Annotated in this window: 13 protein-coding genes and 3 tRNA genes; 7 read left to right on the top strand and 9 right to left on the bottom strand. The window is 73.3% G+C overall.

The annotated features are described in order from the left end of the window. The coding region (locus OO47_RS31740) for a prenyltransferase/squalene oxidase repeat-containing protein (RefSeq protein ID WP_324606534.1) at positions 1–1,615 on the top strand (1,615 nt) is incomplete at its 5' end. A gap of 6 nt (positions 1,616–1,621) precedes the next feature. On the opposite strand, the gene OO47_RS31735 is transcribed toward OO47_RS31740, so the two are convergent. Next, complete coding sequence (locus OO47_RS31735) at positions 1,622–2,104, bottom strand: MarR family winged helix-turn-helix transcriptional regulator (protein WP_030210894.1); 483 nt, start codon at positions 2,102–2,104, stop codon at positions 1,622–1,624. A gap of 116 nt (positions 2,105–2,220) precedes the next feature. Between OO47_RS31735 and OO47_RS31730 the strand changes: the two genes are divergently transcribed. Both OO47_RS31730 and OO47_RS31725 read left to right on the top strand, forming a co-directional pair. Further along, positions 2,221–2,637, top strand: a complete 417-nt coding sequence (locus tag OO47_RS31730; protein ID WP_030210896.1) for an organic hydroperoxide resistance protein — start codon at positions 2,221–2,223, stop codon at positions 2,635–2,637. Positions 2,638–2,866: 229 nt separating this feature from the next. Continuing rightward, positions 2,867–4,921, top strand: a complete 2,055-nt coding sequence (locus OO47_RS31725) for a phosphocholine-specific phospholipase C (RefSeq protein ID WP_030210898.1) — start codon at positions 2,867–2,869, stop codon at positions 4,919–4,921. A 206-nt stretch (positions 4,922–5,127) separates the two neighbouring features. Here the strand turns inward: OO47_RS31725 and OO47_RS31720 are convergent. The 3 genes from OO47_RS31720 to OO47_RS31710 form a co-directional block, all read right to left on the bottom strand. Continuing rightward, a tRNA-Ile gene (locus OO47_RS31720) sits at positions 5,128–5,201 on the bottom strand. Between the two features lie 165 nt (positions 5,202–5,366). Continuing rightward, positions 5,367–5,439 (bottom strand) — tRNA-Asn (locus OO47_RS31715). Positions 5,440–5,444: 5 nt separating this feature from the next. After that, positions 5,445–5,517, bottom strand: a tRNA-Asn gene (locus OO47_RS31710). A gap of 170 nt (positions 5,518–5,687) precedes the next feature. On the opposite strand from OO47_RS31710, the gene OO47_RS31705 reads away from it, so the two are divergent. The 4 genes from OO47_RS31705 to OO47_RS31690 all read left to right on the top strand — a co-directional run bounded on the left by OO47_RS31705 (position 5,688) and on the right by OO47_RS31690 (position 11,251). Further along, positions 5,688–5,999, top strand: a complete 312-nt coding sequence (locus OO47_RS31705) for a hypothetical protein (protein ID WP_030210900.1) — start codon at positions 5,688–5,690, stop codon at positions 5,997–5,999. 27 nt (positions 6,000–6,026) lie between these two features. After that, entirely contained in the window at positions 6,027–7,466 is a 1,440-nt protein-coding gene (locus OO47_RS31700) for a xylulokinase (RefSeq protein ID WP_030210904.1), read from the top strand. Positions 7,467–7,589: 123 nt separating this feature from the next. Next, complete coding sequence (locus OO47_RS31695) at positions 7,590–9,323, top strand: ABC transporter ATP-binding protein (protein ID WP_030210907.1); 1,734 nt, start codon at positions 7,590–7,592, stop codon at positions 9,321–9,323. Beyond that, positions 9,323–11,251 carry an ABC transporter ATP-binding protein gene (locus OO47_RS31690; protein ID WP_030210914.1) on the top strand — a complete coding sequence of 643 codons (1,929 nt, stop codon included), beginning with the start codon at positions 9,323–9,325 and terminating at the stop codon, positions 11,249–11,251. The genes OO47_RS31695 and OO47_RS31690 overlap by 1 nt, the downstream gene beginning before the upstream one ends. A gap of 60 nt (positions 11,252–11,311) precedes the next feature. On the opposite strand, the gene OO47_RS31685 is transcribed toward OO47_RS31690, so the two are convergent. From OO47_RS31685 to OO47_RS31665, 5 genes are all read right to left on the bottom strand, one after another. Next, positions 11,312–12,394 (bottom strand): RNA polymerase sigma factor, encoded by a 1,083-nt coding sequence (locus OO47_RS31685; protein ID WP_234323364.1) that lies wholly within the window; start codon positions 12,392–12,394, stop codon positions 11,312–11,314. Positions 12,395–12,468: 74 nt separating this feature from the next. Beyond that, positions 12,469–14,352, bottom strand: coding sequence for a DNA primase (dnaG, locus tag OO47_RS31680; protein WP_030210918.1), 1,884 nt, complete (start codon positions 14,350–14,352; stop codon positions 12,469–12,471). A 29-nt stretch (positions 14,353–14,381) separates the two neighbouring features. Beyond that, positions 14,382–15,641 (bottom strand): NAD(P)/FAD-dependent oxidoreductase, encoded by a 1,260-nt coding sequence (locus OO47_RS31675; RefSeq protein WP_030210920.1) that lies wholly within the window; start codon positions 15,639–15,641, stop codon positions 14,382–14,384. A gap of 127 nt (positions 15,642–15,768) precedes the next feature. Continuing rightward, a complete protein-coding gene (locus OO47_RS31670) occupies positions 15,769–17,091 on the bottom strand; it encodes a deoxyguanosinetriphosphate triphosphohydrolase (protein ID WP_030210921.1) in 1,323 nt (440 codons plus the stop codon). A gap of 36 nt (positions 17,092–17,127) precedes the next feature. Further along, on the bottom strand, positions 17,128–17,964 hold an 837-nt coding region (locus OO47_RS31665; protein WP_106969509.1), incomplete at its 5' end, for a sirohydrochlorin chelatase.

Below are 17,964 nucleotides of genomic sequence, written 5' to 3'. Positions count from 1 at the left end.
CCCTAGGACACCCCTCGCCATGACGTACCGCGCGCTGCCCTTACCCCGCGCCTCCCTCGCCGTCCCCGGCCCCCTGCCGGCCCGGCCCGCGCCCGGTGCGGGCCCGCTCGACCGGGCGCGGGCCCGGCTCGCCACCCGGCTCACGGCCGCCGCCGGGCCGGACGGCCTGCTGCGGGCGCCCTGCGACGGCCGGATGCTGGAATCCGCCCTGGCCCTGCGGCTGCTGACGGCGACGGAGGTGGACCCGGACGCACGGGAGCGGCTCACGCGGCACCTGAAGACCGGCCTGGACGAAGGCGCCCCCGATCCCGTGCAGGAGGCGGCGGCCCGCGCGGCCCTCGGCGAGTACGCGGACGGGCGGGGCGCCCTGGCCCGGCTGCTCGGCGGTTTCGACCACTTCACCGCCGGGCGCAAGCAGCTGATGTTCCGGACGGTCCTGGCGGAGCTGGGCGCCGACGCGTTCCCCGAGGTCCCCGACCCGGACCGCGCGTTCGAGGCGCGTGGACAGCAGCGCTGGCTGATCACGGAGATGGCCGCCCTGAAGGTCCTGCACGCCTTCGGCACCCGCTCGCCCGAGCGCGTCGCCGAGGACGACTGGCGGACCCTGGAGCCCTGCGCGCTCCCCGGCCCGCCCCCGTACGGCAACCATCTCGCCCGGCTCCTCGCCCTGCTCGCGCTGCGGCTGCGGCCCCGGTACGCGGCGGCCGTCCGGGCGCGGGCGCGGGAGCTGCGGGAGGTGCTGTGTGAGGACGGCGGGGTGCCGTTCCTCACGGGCATGGACGTGTTCGCGACGGCGACGGGCGGTCTCGCCCTGGCCGGCGCGGGGGCGCCCGCGCCCGTCCTGCGGGCCCTCGCGGAAGCGCTGGCGCGCCAACAGAACCCGGACGGGGGCTGGGGGTTCGACCGGGGGGTCGGGCAGAGCGACGTGGACGACACGGCGTACTGCGTGGAGTTCCTGCGGACGACGGCCCCCGGGCGGTACGGGGCCCGGGTGGCGGCCGGCGAGCGGTACCTGCTCGCCCGGCAGGGCGCGGACGGCGGTTTCCCCACCTTCGAACGCGGGACGGCCTCCGAGGTGGCGATAACGGCGGCGGCGGTGAACGCGCTGGCCCCCGAGCCCGCGCACCGCGCGGCGGTCGCGGCCGCCGTCCGGTTCGTCACGGCCCGGCAGGAGGCGGCCGGCCCATGCGAACGCAGCTGGAGCCTCAACGAGAGCAACGCCCTCTTCCGCACCGTCCTCGCCCACGACTCCTTCCTCGCGGTGGCGCCCGGCCACCCGGCGGCGGCCGGCGCCGCGCGGGCCCGGGCGCGGGCGGTGGCCCGGCTGCTCGCCACCCAGCACCCGGACGGCGGCTGGGGGCACGTGCCGGCGGACCCGAGCGACCCGATCAGCACGGCGTACGCGCTGATCGCCGTGGCCCGCACACCGGGCACGCGGGCCGCGACCGCGCGGGCGGTGCGCCACCTCCTGGAGCGGCAGCGGCCGGACGGCGGCTTCACGTCGCGCCCGGACCAGGCGGGCCCCCGGCCGCTCGCCTATCACGTACCGCTCCTGACGGACGTGTGCGTCCTGCTCGGCCTGAACCACGCGCGCGCGGGGCTGACCGCCCCCTGAGGGAGGTCAGGCGCAGCCGGAGAGGTCGTCGGGGCCGACCGCGTCGAGCCGGACGGCCAGCGCGTGGAGCCGTTCGCGCAGGTCGCCGAGTTCCGCGAGGTCGAGGCCGGTGGCGGCGGCGATCCGGCGCGGCACGCCGAGGGCCTTCTCCCGCAGCGCGGCCCCCTCCTCCGTGAGGCGCACGGTGACCGACCGCTCGTCCTCGGGGCTGCGCCGCCGCTCGACGTGCCCGGCCGCTTCGAGCCGCTTGAGCAGTGGCGACAGGGTCCCGGAGTCGAGCCGCACCCGCTCCCCGATGCCCTTCACGGACAGCTCGCGGTGCTCCCAGAGGACGAGCATCACGAGGTACTGGGGGTAGGTGAGCCCGAGCTCCTTGAGGGCCTCGCGGTAGACGCCGTTGAAGGCGCGGGTCGCCGCGTGCAGCGAGAAGCAGATCTGCCGGTCGAGGCGGAGGAAGTCCCCCTCGGGGAGGGTGTCGGGCGTCTCCATGCCTCCAGGATACGCGAGTGACCTCACGCGCGATTGAGTTGCGCACAACTTAATCGCGCGCTACAAATGAAGGACCACCGCATCCGCAGGACAGCACCAGGACGGAAGAGGACCCCATGGACGCGATCTACACCGCCGTCGCCACCGCCAACGGCCGCGAGGGCCGCGCCGTCAGCTCCGACGGCCACATCGACCTCCCCCTCGCCCACCCGCAGGCCCTCGGCGGCAACGGACAGGGCACCAACCCCGAACAGCTCTTCGCCGCCGGCTACGCGGCCTGCTTCGCCAGCGCGATGGGCGTGGTCGCCCGCCAGGAGAAGATCGACGTCTCCGAGGCCTCCGTCACCGCCGAGGTCTCCATCGGCAAGGACCCCGCCGACGGCGGCTTCGGCCTCGCGGTCGTCATGCGCGCCGAGTTCCCCGACCACCTCCAGGGCGAGGCGGGCCTGGCCCTCCTGAAGAAGACCCACGCCTTCTGCCCGTACTCCAAGGCCACCCGCGGCAACATCGAGGTCGAGCTGGTCGTCGAGTGACCGGCCGCCTCCTCCCGTAGGAGCCGTACGAAGGTCCCGGTGCCGCCCGCGCGCACCGGGACCTTCGCACGAGCGGCACGGGGGGTTCGTCCGCCGTACGGCGGGCAGCCATGGGACGGCCGCCGGGCGGTGGCCCGCGGGCGCTGTCCTTGGGGCGCCCGCCGGGCAGGAGCCCGGCCGCCGCACGCACGCCCCCGCCCGTGCCCCCACCCCGGAGGAGAACTCCCCCATGGCCGACCTCGACCGCCGCCGGTTCCTCCAGCTGACCGGCGGCGCCGCCGCGTTCACCCTGCTCTCGGAGAGCATCGCCCGCGCCGCCGCGATACCGGCGCAGGGTTCCACCGGCACCCTGCAGGACGTCGAGCACATCGTGGTCCTGATGCAGGAGAACCGTTCCTTCGACCACTACTTCGGCGCGATGAAGGGCGTACGGGGCTTCGGCGACCCCCGCCCGGTGACGCTCCCCAGCGGCAAGTCCGTCTGGAACCAGTCCGACGGCTCCAGGGTGACGCTGCCGTTCCGGCCGGAGAGCGCCCGCCTCGGCATGGAGTTCCTCCAGGGCCTCAACCACGACTGGGCGGGCGGCCAGAAGGCCTTCGCGAAGGGCCGGTACGACCAGTGGATCCCGGCCAAGACCAGGGCCACGATGGCGTACCTCACGCGTGAGGACATCCCGTTCCACTACGCGCTCGCCGACGCGTTCACGATCTGCGACGCGTACCACTGCTCGTTCATCGGCTCCACCGACCCGAACCGCTACTACCTGTGGAGCGGGCACACCGGGAACGACGGCACGGGCGGCGGCCCGGTCCTCGACAACGCCGAGGCGGGGTACGGCTGGAAGACGTACCCGGAGCGCCTGGAGGCGGCCGGGGTCTCCTGGCGGATCTACCAGGACGTCGGCGACGGCCTGGACGCGGCGGGTCACTGGGGCTGGATCAGCGACGCGTACCGCGGCAACTACGGCGACAACTCCCTGCTCTACTTCAACAGCTACCGGAACGCCCGGCCGGGCAACCCGCTGTACGACAAGGCCCGCACGGGCACGGACGCCAAGAACGGCGAGGGCCTGTTCGACCGGCTGCGCGCCGACGTCCAGGGCGGCCGGCTGCCGGAGGTCTCCTGGATCGCGGCCCCGGAGGCCTTCTCGGAGCACTCCAACTGGCCCGCCAACTACGGCGCCTGGTACATCGCTCAGGTCCTGGACGCGCTGACCTCGAACCCGGACGTGTGGGCCCGTACGGCCCTGTTCGTCACGTACGACGAGAACGACGGCTTCTTCGACCACGTGGTCCCGCCGTACGTCCCGGCCTCGGCGGCGCAGGGCCTCTCCACGGTCGCGACCGCCCTGGACCACTTCCCGGGGAAGACCGGCTACGTGGCCGGGCCCTACGGCCTCGGTCCCCGCGTCCCGATGATCGTCGTCTCGCCCTGGTCGAAGGGCGGCTACACCTGCTCGGAGACCTTCGACCACACCTCGGTCATCCGCTTCATGGAGGCGCGCTTCGGCGTCCGGGAGCCGCAGATCTCCCCCTGGCGCCGGGCCGTCTGCGGCGATCTGACCTCGGCCTTCGACTTCACGCGCACGGACGCCCGGCCGGCCGCGCTGCCACCGACCGCCGGCTACTACCCGCCGGACCGCAGCCGCCACCCCGACTTCCCGGCCACCGCGCCCGCGACGGGCACGATGCCCCGCCAGGAGCGGGGCGCGAAGCCGACCCGCCCTCTGAGGTACGCGCCGTACGTGGACGGCACCGCCGACACGGCGGCCGGCACCTACCGCCTGACCTTCGGCGCGGGCCCCGGCGCGGGCGCCCAGTTCCACGTCACCTCGGCGAACCGCACGGACGCGCCCTGGACGTACACGGCCGAGGCGGGGAAGTCGATCGCGGACACCTGGAACACGAAGTACTCGGCCGGTGTCACCGACCTCACGGTCCACGGCCCGAACGGCTTCCTGCGCCGCTTCCGCTCCCCCGGCAAGGCGCCCGTCCCGGAGGTCGCCGCCCGCCACAACTCCGGCACGGGCCACCTGGACCTGGTCCTCACCAACCCGGGTGCGACCACGACGGTGACGATCACCGACGCTTACGGGGGCGCACCGCGCACCGTCCAGGTCCCGCGGGGCGCCACGGTCGCCCACACCGTCGCCCTGACCGCCGGCCACCGCTGGTACGACGTGACGGTCACCTCGCCCGCCTCCCCCGACTACCTCCGCCGCCTCGCGGGCCACGTGGAGACGGGCGCCCCGGACGTCTCGGACCCGGGGATCCTGACCTACTGACCGGCCCGCCCCCGCGCTCCGCACCGGCTCCCCCGCCGGCGCGGGGCACGGGCGCACGCGCGCTCGAAAGGCAGTCTGAGTGACGAACGGGTGATTCCGGCGTGTCCCTCTGGTGGCGCGCGTCACGACGGGTGCATCGTGGGCGCAGGCATCACGGTGCCCGGCGCATCCGCGGGCAAAACCTTCCTGCGCTCACGAACGGTGAGTGGGGCGGGTGGGACTCGAACCCACGGCCGACGGATTATGAGTCCGCTGCTCTAACCGGCTGAGCTACCGCCCCGTTCGGTGAGGCGCGTACATGTGTGCGCGCCGTCTGCCGCAGCATAGCCGCTCATACGATCTCCTGCTCCGGAAGATCGGCTCTGCCGACCATGAAGACCCCGCCGCGCCCCGCGCGGTTCCCCCGGACGCGAAAAAGGACCCCGAAGGGTCCTCTTCCGTTCCGCTCCCCCGGCTGGACTCGAACCAGCAACCCTCCGGTTAACAGCCGAATGCTCTGCCAATTGAGCTACAGGGGATCGCGCTCCCCCGACTGGACTCGAACCAGTAACCTGCCGGTTAACAGCCGGCTGCTCTGCCAATTGAGCTACAGGGGATTGCTGCGTTGCACCGAACGGATCCACCTCGGGCCTTCCCGGGCGGCGCGCGCTCGCTGCGACACATACATTAGCGCAAGCAGGGGGGTGCTCCGCCAATCGGTATCGCCGTGGCACCGCCGTGGGCACCAGCGATGCATCAAGGAAGCTCTCCAGGGAAGGTGGTGGCCATGCGATACAAGCTGACGTTCGTCACGGGACTCGCCCTCGGTTACGTCTTCGGCACGCGGGCCGGACGCGAGCAGTACGAGAAGTTGAAGAAGTCCGCCAAGGACATCGGCCAGAACCCGGCGGTGCGCAACGCCGCCGAGTCCGCCGCCCAGACCGGGCGGCAGGTCGCCGGCAAGGCTGCGCACGTCGTGGGCGACAAGGTGGGCGACCACCTGCCGCCCGCCGTGGCCGACAAGGTCCACGCGCTGCGCGAGCGGGGACAGAGCAACGGAAAGGTCGAGAACGAGGAGTGGGGCACCAGCAACACCTGAGGCCCCGCGTGCGGCAGAATCTCTGTCATGGGGATAGTCGCCGGACTGGACAGCTCTGCTGAGTTCACACGCATCGTCGTCTGTGACACCGACACGGGTGCCGTACTGCGCCAGGGGTACGCCCCGCACCCCGGTGAGCCGAAGGCCGTGGACGTCGATCCGCAGACCTGGCTGCTCTCGCTCGGGGAGGCCGCCACCGGCGGTCTCCTGGAGGGCGTGGAGGCCATCGGCGTCTCCGCGCAGCAGCACGGGGTCGTGCCGCTCGACGCGCAGGGCGGCCTCGTCCGGCCCGCGCTCGTGCGCAACGACAAGCGGGCACAGGTCGCCGCCGCCGATCTGATCGACTCCCTCGGCGGGCGGCAGGCCTGGGCCGAGGCCGTCGGCAGCGTGCCCGCCTCCGGGCAGCCGGTCGCCAAGCTGCGCTGGCTGGCCCGCACCGAGCCCGAGCACGCCCGGCGCACCGCCCTCGTCCTCCAGCCGCACGACTGGCTGGTCTGGCAGCTCCTCGGCCGCCCCGCGCGCCGCACCACCGACCGGGGCGCCGCCTCCGCCACCGGCTACTGGTCGGCCGGCACCGGCGCGTACCGTCCCGACCTGGTCGAGCTCGCGCTCGGGCACCGGGCCGCGCTCCCCGAGGTCCTCGGGCCCTCCGACGCCGCCGGCACCACCCCCGAAGGACTGCTGATCTCCGCCGGCACCGGCGAGACCATGGCCGCCGCGCTCGGCCTGGGGCTCGGCCCCGGCGACGCGGTCGTCTCCCTCGGCGCCTCCGGCTCCGTGATGGCCGTGCACCACGAGGCCCTCGCCGACCCCGGCGGCATGATCACCTCCTTCGCCGACGCCACCGGCATGCACCTGCCGGTCGTCTCCACCTCCAACGCGGTACGGGCACTGCGCGGCGCCGCCGAGATGCTGGGCCTCGACTCCCTGGACGAGCTCTCCGCGCTCGCCCTCAAGTCCACGCCGGGCGCCTCCGGGCTCGTCCTGCTGCCCTACCTGGAGGGCGAGCGGACCCCGAACCTGCCGCACGCGGCGGGCACGCTCAGCGGGCTGCGGCGCGAGTCGATGAAGCCCGAGCACCTGGCACGGGCGGCGTTCGAGGGGATGCTCTGCGCGCTCGCCGACGCCCTGGACGTGCTGCGCGGGCGGGGCGTGGAGGTGCGGCGGGTGTTCCTGCTCGGTCCCGCCGCCGCGCTGCACGCGGTGCAGGCGCTCTCTCCGGCGATCTTCGGCGCGCAGGTCGTCGTCCCCCAGCCGGCCGACTACGCGGCGCTCGGCGCGGCCCGGCAGGCCGCCTGGGCCCTCGGGGTCGCGCGGGGCACCCTGTCGCCCTCCGCTCCCCCGGCCTGGCAGGGCGCCGCCGCGCAGGTCCTGGAGCCGGCGGACGAACTGGCGGCGGGGCGGGCCGTGCGGCAGCAGTACACGGCAACGCGGGAGCAGATCCACCCGGGCGCGTTCGGCAGGTGACCTCCGCCGGTCCGGGGCGGTGCGCGGGGGGCCGCGGGGCCCCTTCGCAAAGAATTCCCCAGGGTTTCCACCGCCCCGGAAACCGGTCGTAACGGCCCCGGGCCGCGGGCGATAGTAAGTCCCGTGCTCATAAGACTTCTCCGGACCCACCTACGGCCCCACCGAAAACCCATCGCGCTGCTCGTGCTGCTCCAGTTCCTGCAGACCTGCGCGAGCCTCTACCTGCCGACCCTGAACGCCGACATCATCGACAACGGTGTCGTGCACGGGGACACCGGCTACATCCTCCGCTTCGGCGCCCTGATGGTCGGCGTCTCCGTCGTGCAGGTCGTCTGCAACGTCGGAGCCGTGTACTACGGCGCGCGGACCGCGTCCGCCCTCGGCCGGGACGTGCGCGCCGCCGTCTTCGACCGGGTGCAGTCCTTCTCCGCCCGGGAGCTGGGGCACTTCGGCGCGCCCTCGCTGATCACCCGTACGACCAACGACGTGCAGCAGGTCCAGATGCTGGTCCTGATGGCGTTCACGCTGATGGTCTCCGCGCCCATCATGTGCGTCGGCGGCATCGTGATGGCGCTCGGCCAGGACGTGCCGCTGTCGGGCGTGCTGCTCGCGGTGGTGCCGGTGCTCGGCGTCTCCGTGTCGCTGATCGTGCGGCGGATGCGGCCGCTCTTCCGGACCACGCAGACACGCCTCGACACGGTGAACCGGGTGCTGCGCGAGCAGATCACCGGCAACCGGGTCATCCGGGCCTTCGTGAAGGACGGGTACGAGGAGGAGCGCTTCCGGGGGGCCAACGCCGGGCTGACCGACGTGTCGATGGCGACCGGCCGGCTGATGGCGCTGATGTTCCCGACGGTGATGACGGTCGTGAACGTGTCCAGCGTGGCCGTGGTCTGGTTCGGCGCGCACCGCATCGACGGCGGCGACATGGAGATCGGCGCGCTGACCGCCTTCCTCGCCTATCTGATGCAGATCGTGATGGCCGTCATGATGGCCACCTTCATGTTCATGATGGTGCCGCGCGCCGAGGTGTGCGCCGAGCGCATCGAGGAGGTCCTGGCGACCGGGTCCAGCGTGGTGCCGCCGGCCGAGCCGGTGACGGCGCTGGACCGGCGCGGGCACCTGGAGGTGCGGGGCGCGGAGTTCCGCTACCCGGGCGCGGAGGAGCCGGTCCTCAAGGACGTCGGGCTGGTCGCCCGGCCCGGCGAGACCACCGCGATCATCGGTTCGACGGGCAGCGGCAAGTCGACCCTCCTCGGGCTCGTGCCCCGGCTCTTCGACGCGACCGGCGGCGAGGTCCTCGTGGACGGCGTGGACGTGCGCGCCCTCGACCCCGCGCTCATGGCGCGGACCGTCGGGCTCGTGCCCCAGAAGCCGTACCTCTTCTCGGGGACGGTGGCGACGAACCTGCGGTACGGGAAGCCGGACGCGACCGACGAGGAGCTGTGGCACGCCCTGGAGGTCGCCCAGGCCGCCGACTTCGTGCGGAACCTGGAGCACGGTCTGGACGCGCCGATCGCGCAGGGCGGCACCAACGTCTCCGGCGGGCAGCGGCAGCGGCTCGCGATCGCGCGGACGCTCGTGCAGCGGCCGGAGATCTACCTGTTCGACGACTCGTTCTCCGCGCTCGACTACGAGACGGACGCGCTGCTGCGGGCCGCGCTCGCGGAGGAGACGGCCGACTCGACGGTGGTGATCGTCGCCCAGCGGGTGGCGACCATCCGGGACGCCGACCGGATCGTGGTCCTGGACGGGGGCCGGGTCGTGGGCACCGGGCGGCACCACGAGCTGATGGCGGACAACGAGACGTACCGGGAGATCGTGCTCTCCCAGCTGACCGAGGCGGAGGCAGCCTGATGGCCGGTCCTGGCGGACGCATGATGGCCGGTGGCGGCCCCGACCAGCGGTCGATGGACTTCAAGGGCTCGGGCAAGCGGCTGCTGCGGCAGCTGGCGCCCGAGCGCGGCGCGCTCTGGGTGATGCTGATCGCCTGCGTGCTCTCGGTGGCGGCCTCCGTGATCGGGCCGAAGATCCTGGGCCGGGCGACGGACCTGATCTTCGCCGGGGTGGTCGGGCGGCAGACGGACCCGGGCGCCACGAAGGCGGAGACCCTGGCGGGGCTGCGCGCCGACGGGCAGGACGGCATGGCGGACATGCTGTCCGGCGTCGACTTCACCCCGGGGCAGGGGATCGACTTCTCCGCCGTGGGCCGGGTGCTGCTCCTGGTCCTCGCGGTGTACGTGGCGGCGGGCCTGCTGATGCTGGTGGCCACCCGCCTGTCGATCACGGTGATCAACCGGACGGTCTACCGGATGCGGGAGGACGTCCAGACGAAGCTGGCGCGGCTTCCGCTGTCGTACTTCGACCGGGCCAAGCGCGGCGAGGTGCTGTCCCGGGCGACCAACGACATCGACAACGTCTCGCAGACGCTCCAGCAGTCGATGGGCCAGCTGATCAACTCGCTGCTCACGATCGTCGGCGTGCTCGCGATGATGTTCTGGATCTCGCCGCTGCTCGCCCTGGTGGCCCTGGTGACGGTCCCGGTGTCGGTGGTCGTGGCGGCGCGGATCGGCAAGCGCTCGCAGCCGCACTTCGTGCAGCAGTGGAGGTCCACGGGCACGCTCAACGCGCACATCGAGGAGATGTACACCGGGCACGCCCTGGTGAAGGTCTTCGGGCGGCAGGAGGAGTCCGCGAAGGACTTCCGCGAGCAGAACGAGGCGCTGTACGAGGCCGGGTTCAAGGCGCAGTTCAACTCCGGCGTGATGCAGCCGGTGATGTTCTTCGTCTCGAACATCAACTACGTCCTGGTGGCCGTGGTCGGCGGGCTGCGGGTGGCGAGCGGCACGCTCTCCATCGGCGACGTGCAGGCCTTCATCCAGTACTCGCGCCAGTTCTCGATGCCGCTGACGCAGGTGGCGTCGATGGCGAACCTGGTGCAGTCGGGCGTGGCCTCGGCGGAGCGGGTCTTCGAGCTGCTCGACGCGGAGGAGCAGGAGCCGGACGCCCCGACGGGTGAGAAGCCGCTGGAGTCGCGCGGCCGGGTCGCGCTGGAGCACGTCTCCTTCCGCTACGAGGAGGACAAGCCGCTCATCGAGGACCTGTCCCTGACGGTGGAGCCGGGGCAGACGGTCGCGATCGTCGGTCCGACGGGCGCGGGCAAGACGACCCTGGTGAACCTGCTGATGCGGTTCTACGAGGTGACGGGCGGCCGGATCACCCTGGACGGGGTGGACGTCGCGAGGATGTCGCGGGAGGGGCTGCGGAGCGGGATCGGGATGGTCCTCCAGGACACCTGGCTCTTCGGCGGGACGATCGCGGACAACATCGCGTACGGCGCGACGCGGCCGGTGACCCGGGAGGAGGTCGAGGAGGCGGCGCGGGCCGCGCACGCCGACCGCTTCGTCCGGACCCTGCCCGACGGGTACGACACGGTCCTGGACGACGAGGGCTCGGGGGTGAGCGCGGGCGAGAAGCAGCTGATCACCATCGCGCGCGCGTTCCTGTCCGACCCGGTGATCCTCGTCCTGGACGAGGCCACCAGCTCGGTGGACACCCGTACCGAGGTCCTGATCCAGAAGGCGATGGCCCGCCTCGCGCACGGCCGCACCTCGTTCGTGATCGCCCACCGGCTCTCCACGATCCGGGACGCGGACGTGATCCTGGTGATGGAGAACGGCGCGATCGTGGAGCAGGGCACCCACGAGGAGCTGCTGTCCTCGGGCGGCGCCTACTCCCGGCTGTACGCGGCGCAGTTCGCGCAGGCGGTGGCGGAGGTGGACTGACGGCCGGGCGGCCCGTACCACTTCCCCGCGGGGCACGCGGTACGGGCCGCCGGACAGGCCCTAGTCGAGGTAGCCGCGCAGCTGGTCCGCGTAGGTGTGGTCGCGGAGTTTGCCGAGGGTCTTGGACTCGATCTGGCGGATGCGTTCGCGGGTGACGCCGAAGAGCTGCCCTATCTCCTCCAGGGTGCGGGGGCGGCCGTCGTCCAGGCCGTAGCGGAGCTGGACGACCTTGCGTTCGCGTTCGCCCAGGGTGGAGAGGACGTCCTCCAGGTGGCGGCGGAGGAGGAGGAAGGCGGCGGACTCGACGGGGGAGGCCGCGTCGCCGTCCTCGATGAGGTCGCCGAGGGCGACGTCCTCCTCCTCGCCGACGGGGGTGTGCAGGGAGACCGGTTCCTGGGCGAGGCGGAGGACCTCCCCGATGCGCTCGGGGGGCAGGTCGAGCTGGGCGGCGACCTCTTCGGGGGTGGGTTCGTAGCCGCGCTCCTGGAGCATGCGGCGCTGGACGCGGACGACCCGGTTGATGAGTTCCACGACGTGGACGGGGACGCGGATGGTGCGGGCCTGGTCGGCGAGGGCGCGGGACATGGCCTGGCGGATCCACCAGGTGGCGTACGTGGAGAACTTGTAGCCGCGCGCGTAGTCGAACTTCTCGACGGCCCGGATGAGGCCGAGGTTGCCCTCCTGGACGAGGTCGAGCATGGTCAGGCCCCGGCCCACGTACCGCTTGGCGACGGAGACGACGAGGCGCAGGTTGGCCTCGATGAGCCTGCGCTTCGCGATCCGGCCGAGGACGACCAGCCGGTCCAGGTCGCCCGCCAGGCGGGTGTCCAGGTCCGGGGTGTTGGCCAGCTTCTCCTCCGCGAAGAGGCCGGCCTCGACGCGGCGGGCCAGTTCGACCTCCTCCTCGGCGGTGAGGAGCGGGATGCGGCCGATCTCGCGCAGGTACTGGCGGAAGAGGTCGGAGGAGGGGCCGTTGCCTCCGGGGTCCGGGCGGTGGCGCCGGGCCGGGACGGCCGCGGGCTCCTCCGCATCTTCCACGTTCTCGTCGGACTTTGCCCGGTCCTGCTGGTCCTGCTGGTCCTGCGGCACGGTCTGGGTCTGCACGGCGGGCGACCTCCAGGAGGAGCGGAACGGCACCGTCATCCAGTGTGGGGTACGACACATCGCCGCCACGAGGGGCGTGCGGTGACTTTTTGAGGCCGCCGGGTGACCGTGCGTCAGAGCGCGGCGGCGCCGTGCGCTTGCAGCGCCACCTTGTACTGCTGGAGGACGAAGACCTCCTGCTGGGCGGCGCCCACCTGCTCCGGGTTCGTGTGGCTGAGCCGCTTCAGCGCGGCGTTGAGCTGATCGATGCGACGGTCCACCGCACGGCGCCGGACCTCGACCAACTGCACGGACGCGTAGACCTCGTCCGCGCCCTTGGCGGCGAGGATCCTCTCCACGGCGAGCTCGCGCACGAGGGTGCGGACGGTGTCGTTGGGCGCGGCGGCGAGAACGGCGTCGATGTAGTCGGCGGGGGCGCCGTCGGCTCCGCCCGCGTCGTGGATGCACTGCCGGACGGCCGCGTACGGCGGGGCGGTGAACTCGTCCACCCCGTACGCGTCGAAGAAGGGAGAGACCAGCTCGGGCCGTTGCAGCGCCAGCTTAAGAAGCTCCCGCTCGGTGCGGTGGGCGGGGCTGCGCAGGTTGAGCGCGGGGCCGGCGGGGGCCGCGGGGGCCGGCACGTCGTCGTACGAGCGCTGCCGGGCGGGCTGCGGGGCGTCGCCCTTGCCGCGCTGCCACTGGGCGATCCGGCTGACCCGCCGCACGACGAACTGGTCCTCCATGATGCCGAGCAGCCCCGCGAGCTTGACCGCGACCCGCTGGCGCATCGAGGGGTCCTTCAGCTTCGCGACGATCGGGGCGGCCTCGTTCAGGGCGGCGGCCTGGCCGGCGGGGGTGTCCAGGTCGTACCGGGCCACGATCTGGCGGAGGGCGAACTCGAAGAGCGGGGTGCGGGGTTCGACCAGGTCCGCCACGGCCTCGTCGCCCTTGGCGAGCCGCAGGTCGCAGGGGTCCATGCCCTCGGGAGCGACGGCGATGTACGTCTCGGCGGCGAACTTCTGGTCGTCCTCGAAGGCGCGCAGGGCGGCCTTCTGGCCGGCGGCGTCGCCGTCGAAGGTGAAGATGACGCGGGCCGAGCCGTTGTCCATGAGGAGGCGGCGGAGGATCTTGACGTGGTCGCCGCCGAAGGCGGTGCCGCAGGTGGCGATGGCGGTGGTGACCCCGGCGAGGTGGCAGGCCATGACGTCGGTGTAGCCCTCGACGACGACGGCCCGGCTGGTCTTGGCGATCTCCTTCTTGGCGAGGTCGATGCCGTAGAGGACCTGGGACTTCTTGTAGATCGGGGTCTCGGGGGTGTTGAGGTACTTGGGGCCGTTGTCGTCGTCGCGGAGCTTGCGCGCGCCGAAGCCGACGATCTCGCCGCCGACGTCCCTGATCGGCCACATGAGCCGGCCGCGGAAGCGGTCGATGGGGCCGCGGCGGCCGTCCTGGGAGAGTCCGGAGAGGATCAGCTCCTTGTCGGAGAAGCCCTTGCCGCGTAGGAAGCGGGTGAGGTGGTCCCAGCCGGCCGGGGAGTAGCCGACGCCGAAGTGCTCGGCGGCGGCCTGGTCGAAGCCGCGCTCGGCGAGGAACGCGCGGCCGATCTCGGCCTCGGCGGAGCCGAGCTGGTCGGCGTAGTAGCGGGCGGCGACCTGGTGGGCCTCGATCAGGCGGATGCGTTCGCCGCGCTGGTGGCCGGGGTTGTAGCCGCCCTCCTCGTACCGGAGCGTGATGCCCGCCTTGGCGGCGAGGCGTTCGACCGTCTCCGAGAAGGAGAGGTGGTCGATCTTCATCACGAAGGCGATGGTGTCGCCGCCCTCCTGGCAGCCGAAGCAGTGGAAGAGCCCCTTGCTCGGGCTGACCTGGAAGGAGGGCGACTTCTCGTCGTGGAAGGGGCAGAGCCCCTTGAGGTTCCCGCCGCCCGCGTTGCGCAGCTGGAGGTATTCGGACACGACGGCGTCGATCGGGACCGCGTCCCGCACCGCCTTCACGTCGTCGTCGTTGATCCTGCCTGCCACGCGTGAAGTCTACGTGGGAGCGGCGGTGATCAGATCAGCCCGTCCAGGGGTACGGAGGGGTCCGCCAGGGCCTCCGGGTCCACCGGCGTCCGGGCGCGGATGAGGTTCTGGATGGGCTCTGTGACGTCCCACACGTTCACGTTCATCCCGGCGAGGACGCGCCCGTCCTTGAGCCAGAAGGCGATGAACTCGCGCTTGCCGGTGTCGCCGCGGACCACGACCTGGTCGTACGAGCCGGGGGGCGCCCAGCCCGAGTACTCCATGCCCAGGTCGTACTGGTCGGTGAAGAAGTACGGCACCCGGTCGTACGAGACGGGCTTGCCGAGCATGGCGCGGGCGGCGGCGGGGCCGCCGTTGAGGGCGTTGGCCCAGTGCTCGACGCGGAGCCGGGTGCGCAGGAGCGGGTGGTGGGCGGCGGCCACGTCCCCGGCGGCGAAGACGTCGGGGTCGGAGGTGCGCAGGGACTCGTCGACGGCGACGCCGCCGCCGTCGGCCCGGTCCACGAGGGCGAGCCCGGAGTTCTCCGCGAGGGCGGTGCGGGGGGCGGCGCCGATCGCGGCGAGGACGGCGTGCGCCGGGTGCTCCTCGCCGTCGTCGGTGCGGACGGCGAGGACCAGGCCGTCCTGGCCGACGATCTCGGTGAGCCGGGCGCCGAAGTGGAAGCGGACGCCGTGGTCGCTGTGGAGGTCCGCGAAGAGCTGGCCGAGCTCGGGGCCGAGGACCCGGTGGAGCGGGGTGGGGTCGGCCTCGACCACGGTGACCTCGGCGCCGTAGCCGCGGGCGGCGGCGGCGACCTCCAGGCCGATCCAGCCGCCGCCGGCGATCACCAGGTGTCCGTTGTCCCGGCCGAGGCCGGCGAGGACCTGGCGGAGCCGGTCGGCGTGGGCGAGCCGGCGCAGGTGGTGGACGCCGGTGAGGTCGGTGCCGGGGACGTCGAGGCGGCGCGGCTCGGAGCCGGTGGCCAGGAGCAGCTTGTCGTAGCGGATGACGGTGCCGTCGCCGAGGCGGACCGTGCGGGCCTCGCGGTCGATCGCGGTGACGGCCTGCCCGAGGTGCAGTTCGACGTCGTTCGCCGCGTACCAGGCGGGCTCGTGGACGAGGGTGCTGTCGCGCTCCTCGGCCCCGGTGAGGTAGCCCTTGGAGAGGGGTGGGCGCTCGTAGGGGTGGTCGCGTTCGTCGCCGATGAGGATCACCCGGCCGTTGAACCCCTCGGCGCGCAGGGTCTCCGCCGCCTTGGCGCCCGCCAGGCCCCCGCCGACGATGACAAAGGTCTGATCTGCGTCGACCACGTCGTTTCCTCCTCGTTGCGACCGGTTCCAACCTACGCCCCCGGGCGTTCTTCGGGCCGTACCGCCCCGGGGCCGCATGCGAGCGTCCCGCACGGAGGGGGGCGGCGGAAGAGGGCCGGGCGTTCCCTCACCGCACCCGCGGGTGGTGGAAGCGGGCGTGGAGGGCGCGGGCGGAGGCGTCGGTGAGGGAGGCGATCTGGTCGATCACCACGCGCTTGCGGGCCCGGTCGTCGGGGGCCTTGTCGTACGCGGCGCGGAACTGCGGTTCGAGTCCGTCGGGGGCGCGGTGGACGAGGGCGTCGGCGAGTTCGGCGACGACGATCCGCTGGTCGGCGCGGAGGGCCTCCTGCTCGGCGCGCTGCATCACGTACCGGACGGCGACGGCCTTGAGGACGGCGCATTCGTTGCGGGTCTCGCGGGGGACGACCAGTTCGGCGCCGTAACGGGTGAGGCGGCCCGAGCCGTACGCCTGGCGGGTGGCGCCCTCGGCGGCGAGGCAGAAGCGGCCGATGAGCTGGCTGGTGGCGTCCTTGAGGCGGGCCTGGGCGACGGCCGAACCGTCGTAGCCGTGCGGCCACCACTCCTGGTCGACGAGCCGGTCCAGGGCCTCGGCCAGCTCCTGCGGGTCGGTGTCCTCGGGTACGTAACGGCCGATGGCGACCTGCCAGATGTCGGCGCGCTCGGGCTCGGCGAGGAGGAGGTTGGGGTCGATGTGCCCGGCGTGCAGGCCGTCCTCGAAGTCGTGGACCGAGTAGGCCACGTCGTCGGACCAGTCCATCACCTGGGCCTCGAAGCACTTGCGGTGGGCGGGGGCGCCCTGCCGGACCCACTCGAAGACGGGCAGGTCGTCCTCGTACACGCCGAACTTGGGCGAGCCGGGGTCGTGGGGGTGGCCGCCGCGTCCCCAGGGGTACTTGGTGGCGGCGTCGAGGGCGGCGCGGGTGAGGTTGAGGCCGACGCTGACGAGTTCGCCGTCGGCGTCCTTGACGAAGCGCTTGGGCTCGATGCGGGTGAGGAGGCGGAGCGACTGGGCGTTGCCCTCAAAGCCGCCGCAGTCCTTGGCGACGTCGTTGAGGGCCTGTTCGCCGTTGTGCCCGAAGGGGGGGTGGCCCATGTCGTGGGAGAGGCAGGCGGCCTCGACCAGGTCGGGGTCGCAGCCGAGGGCGGCGCCGAGCTCGCGGCCGACCTGGGCGCACTCCAGGGAGTGGGTGAGCCGGGTGCGGGGGCTGGCGTCCCAGGCGTGGCTGCGGGTGCCGGGGGTGACGACCTGGGTCTTGCCGGCGAGGCGGCGGAGCGCGGCGGAGTGCAGCACGCGGGCGCGGTCGCGCTGGAAGGCGGTGCGGCCCGGCTGCTTGTCGGGCTCGGGGTCCCAGCGCTCGGTCGCGGCGGGGTCGTATCCGGGGATGTCGGGGGTGTCGGTGCTGTCCTTGGTGTCCTTGATGCCTTCCATGTCCCCGAAGGTAACCGGAGGGGCCGACAGAAGCGCTCAGACGGCGGCGAGTTCCCGCCCGTGGGCGACGGCGGGGGCGGCGAGGGCGCGGTCGTGGCGGTGCAGGACCAGGCGGGCCAGGGCCGGGTGGTCCCCGAGCGGCGCGGCCGCGATCCAGGGGGCTCGGGCGGCGGCGCGGGCGGCGAAGAGGCCGGGGGCGGTGAAGCAGGAGGCGACCGCGATCCGGTGGCGGCCCCGGGCGGCGAGGGCGGCGACGGCCTCGGGGACGGTGGGCGCGGCGGCGGAGGCGTACGCGGGGACGACGGGGACGCCGCCGAGGCGCTCGCCGAGGAGGGCGGCGATGCGGCGGGTCTCGGCGCCGGACCGGGGGTCGCGGGAGCCGGCGGCGGCGAGGACGACGCCGGTGGTGCGCCGGTCGTGCCCGCCGGGGTGTTCGCCGGGGTGTTCGCCGGGGTGTCCGCTCGGGGGCCAGCCCGCTTCGGTGAGGCGGCCGGCCAGGGCCTCGACCAGGAGGGGGTGGGCGCCGAGGGGTGCGGCGACGCGGGCCCGGAGGCCGGGGGCGGCCGCGACGGCGGCGGGCAGGTCGTGGGTGACGTGGTGTCCGGGGGCGAAGAGGAGGGGGACGAGGACCGCCTCCCGGCCCTCGGCGGCGAGGCCGGCCAGGGTCTCGTCCAGGAGGGGTGCGTTCAGCTCGATGTGGGCGAGGCGGACGTCGAGGCCGGGGCGGAGCTCGCGGACGCGGTCGAGGAGCCGGAGGAGGGTGGCGCGGGCTCGGGGGTCGCGGCTGCCGTGGCCGACGGCGACGAGGGTCGCCGGGCGGGGGGCGGGGGCGGAAACGGGAGCGGGAGCGGCGTGGTGGGCGACGGAGGGGGC

Origin of the sequence: Streptomyces bikiniensis, from assembly GCF_000716625.1 — a bacterium.
Lineage (GTDB): Bacteria > Actinomycetota > Actinomycetes > Streptomycetales > Streptomycetaceae > Streptomyces > Streptomyces bikiniensis.
Note: the sequence above shows the minus strand (reverse complement) of the source record. Positions and strands in the feature narration are given on the sequence as shown.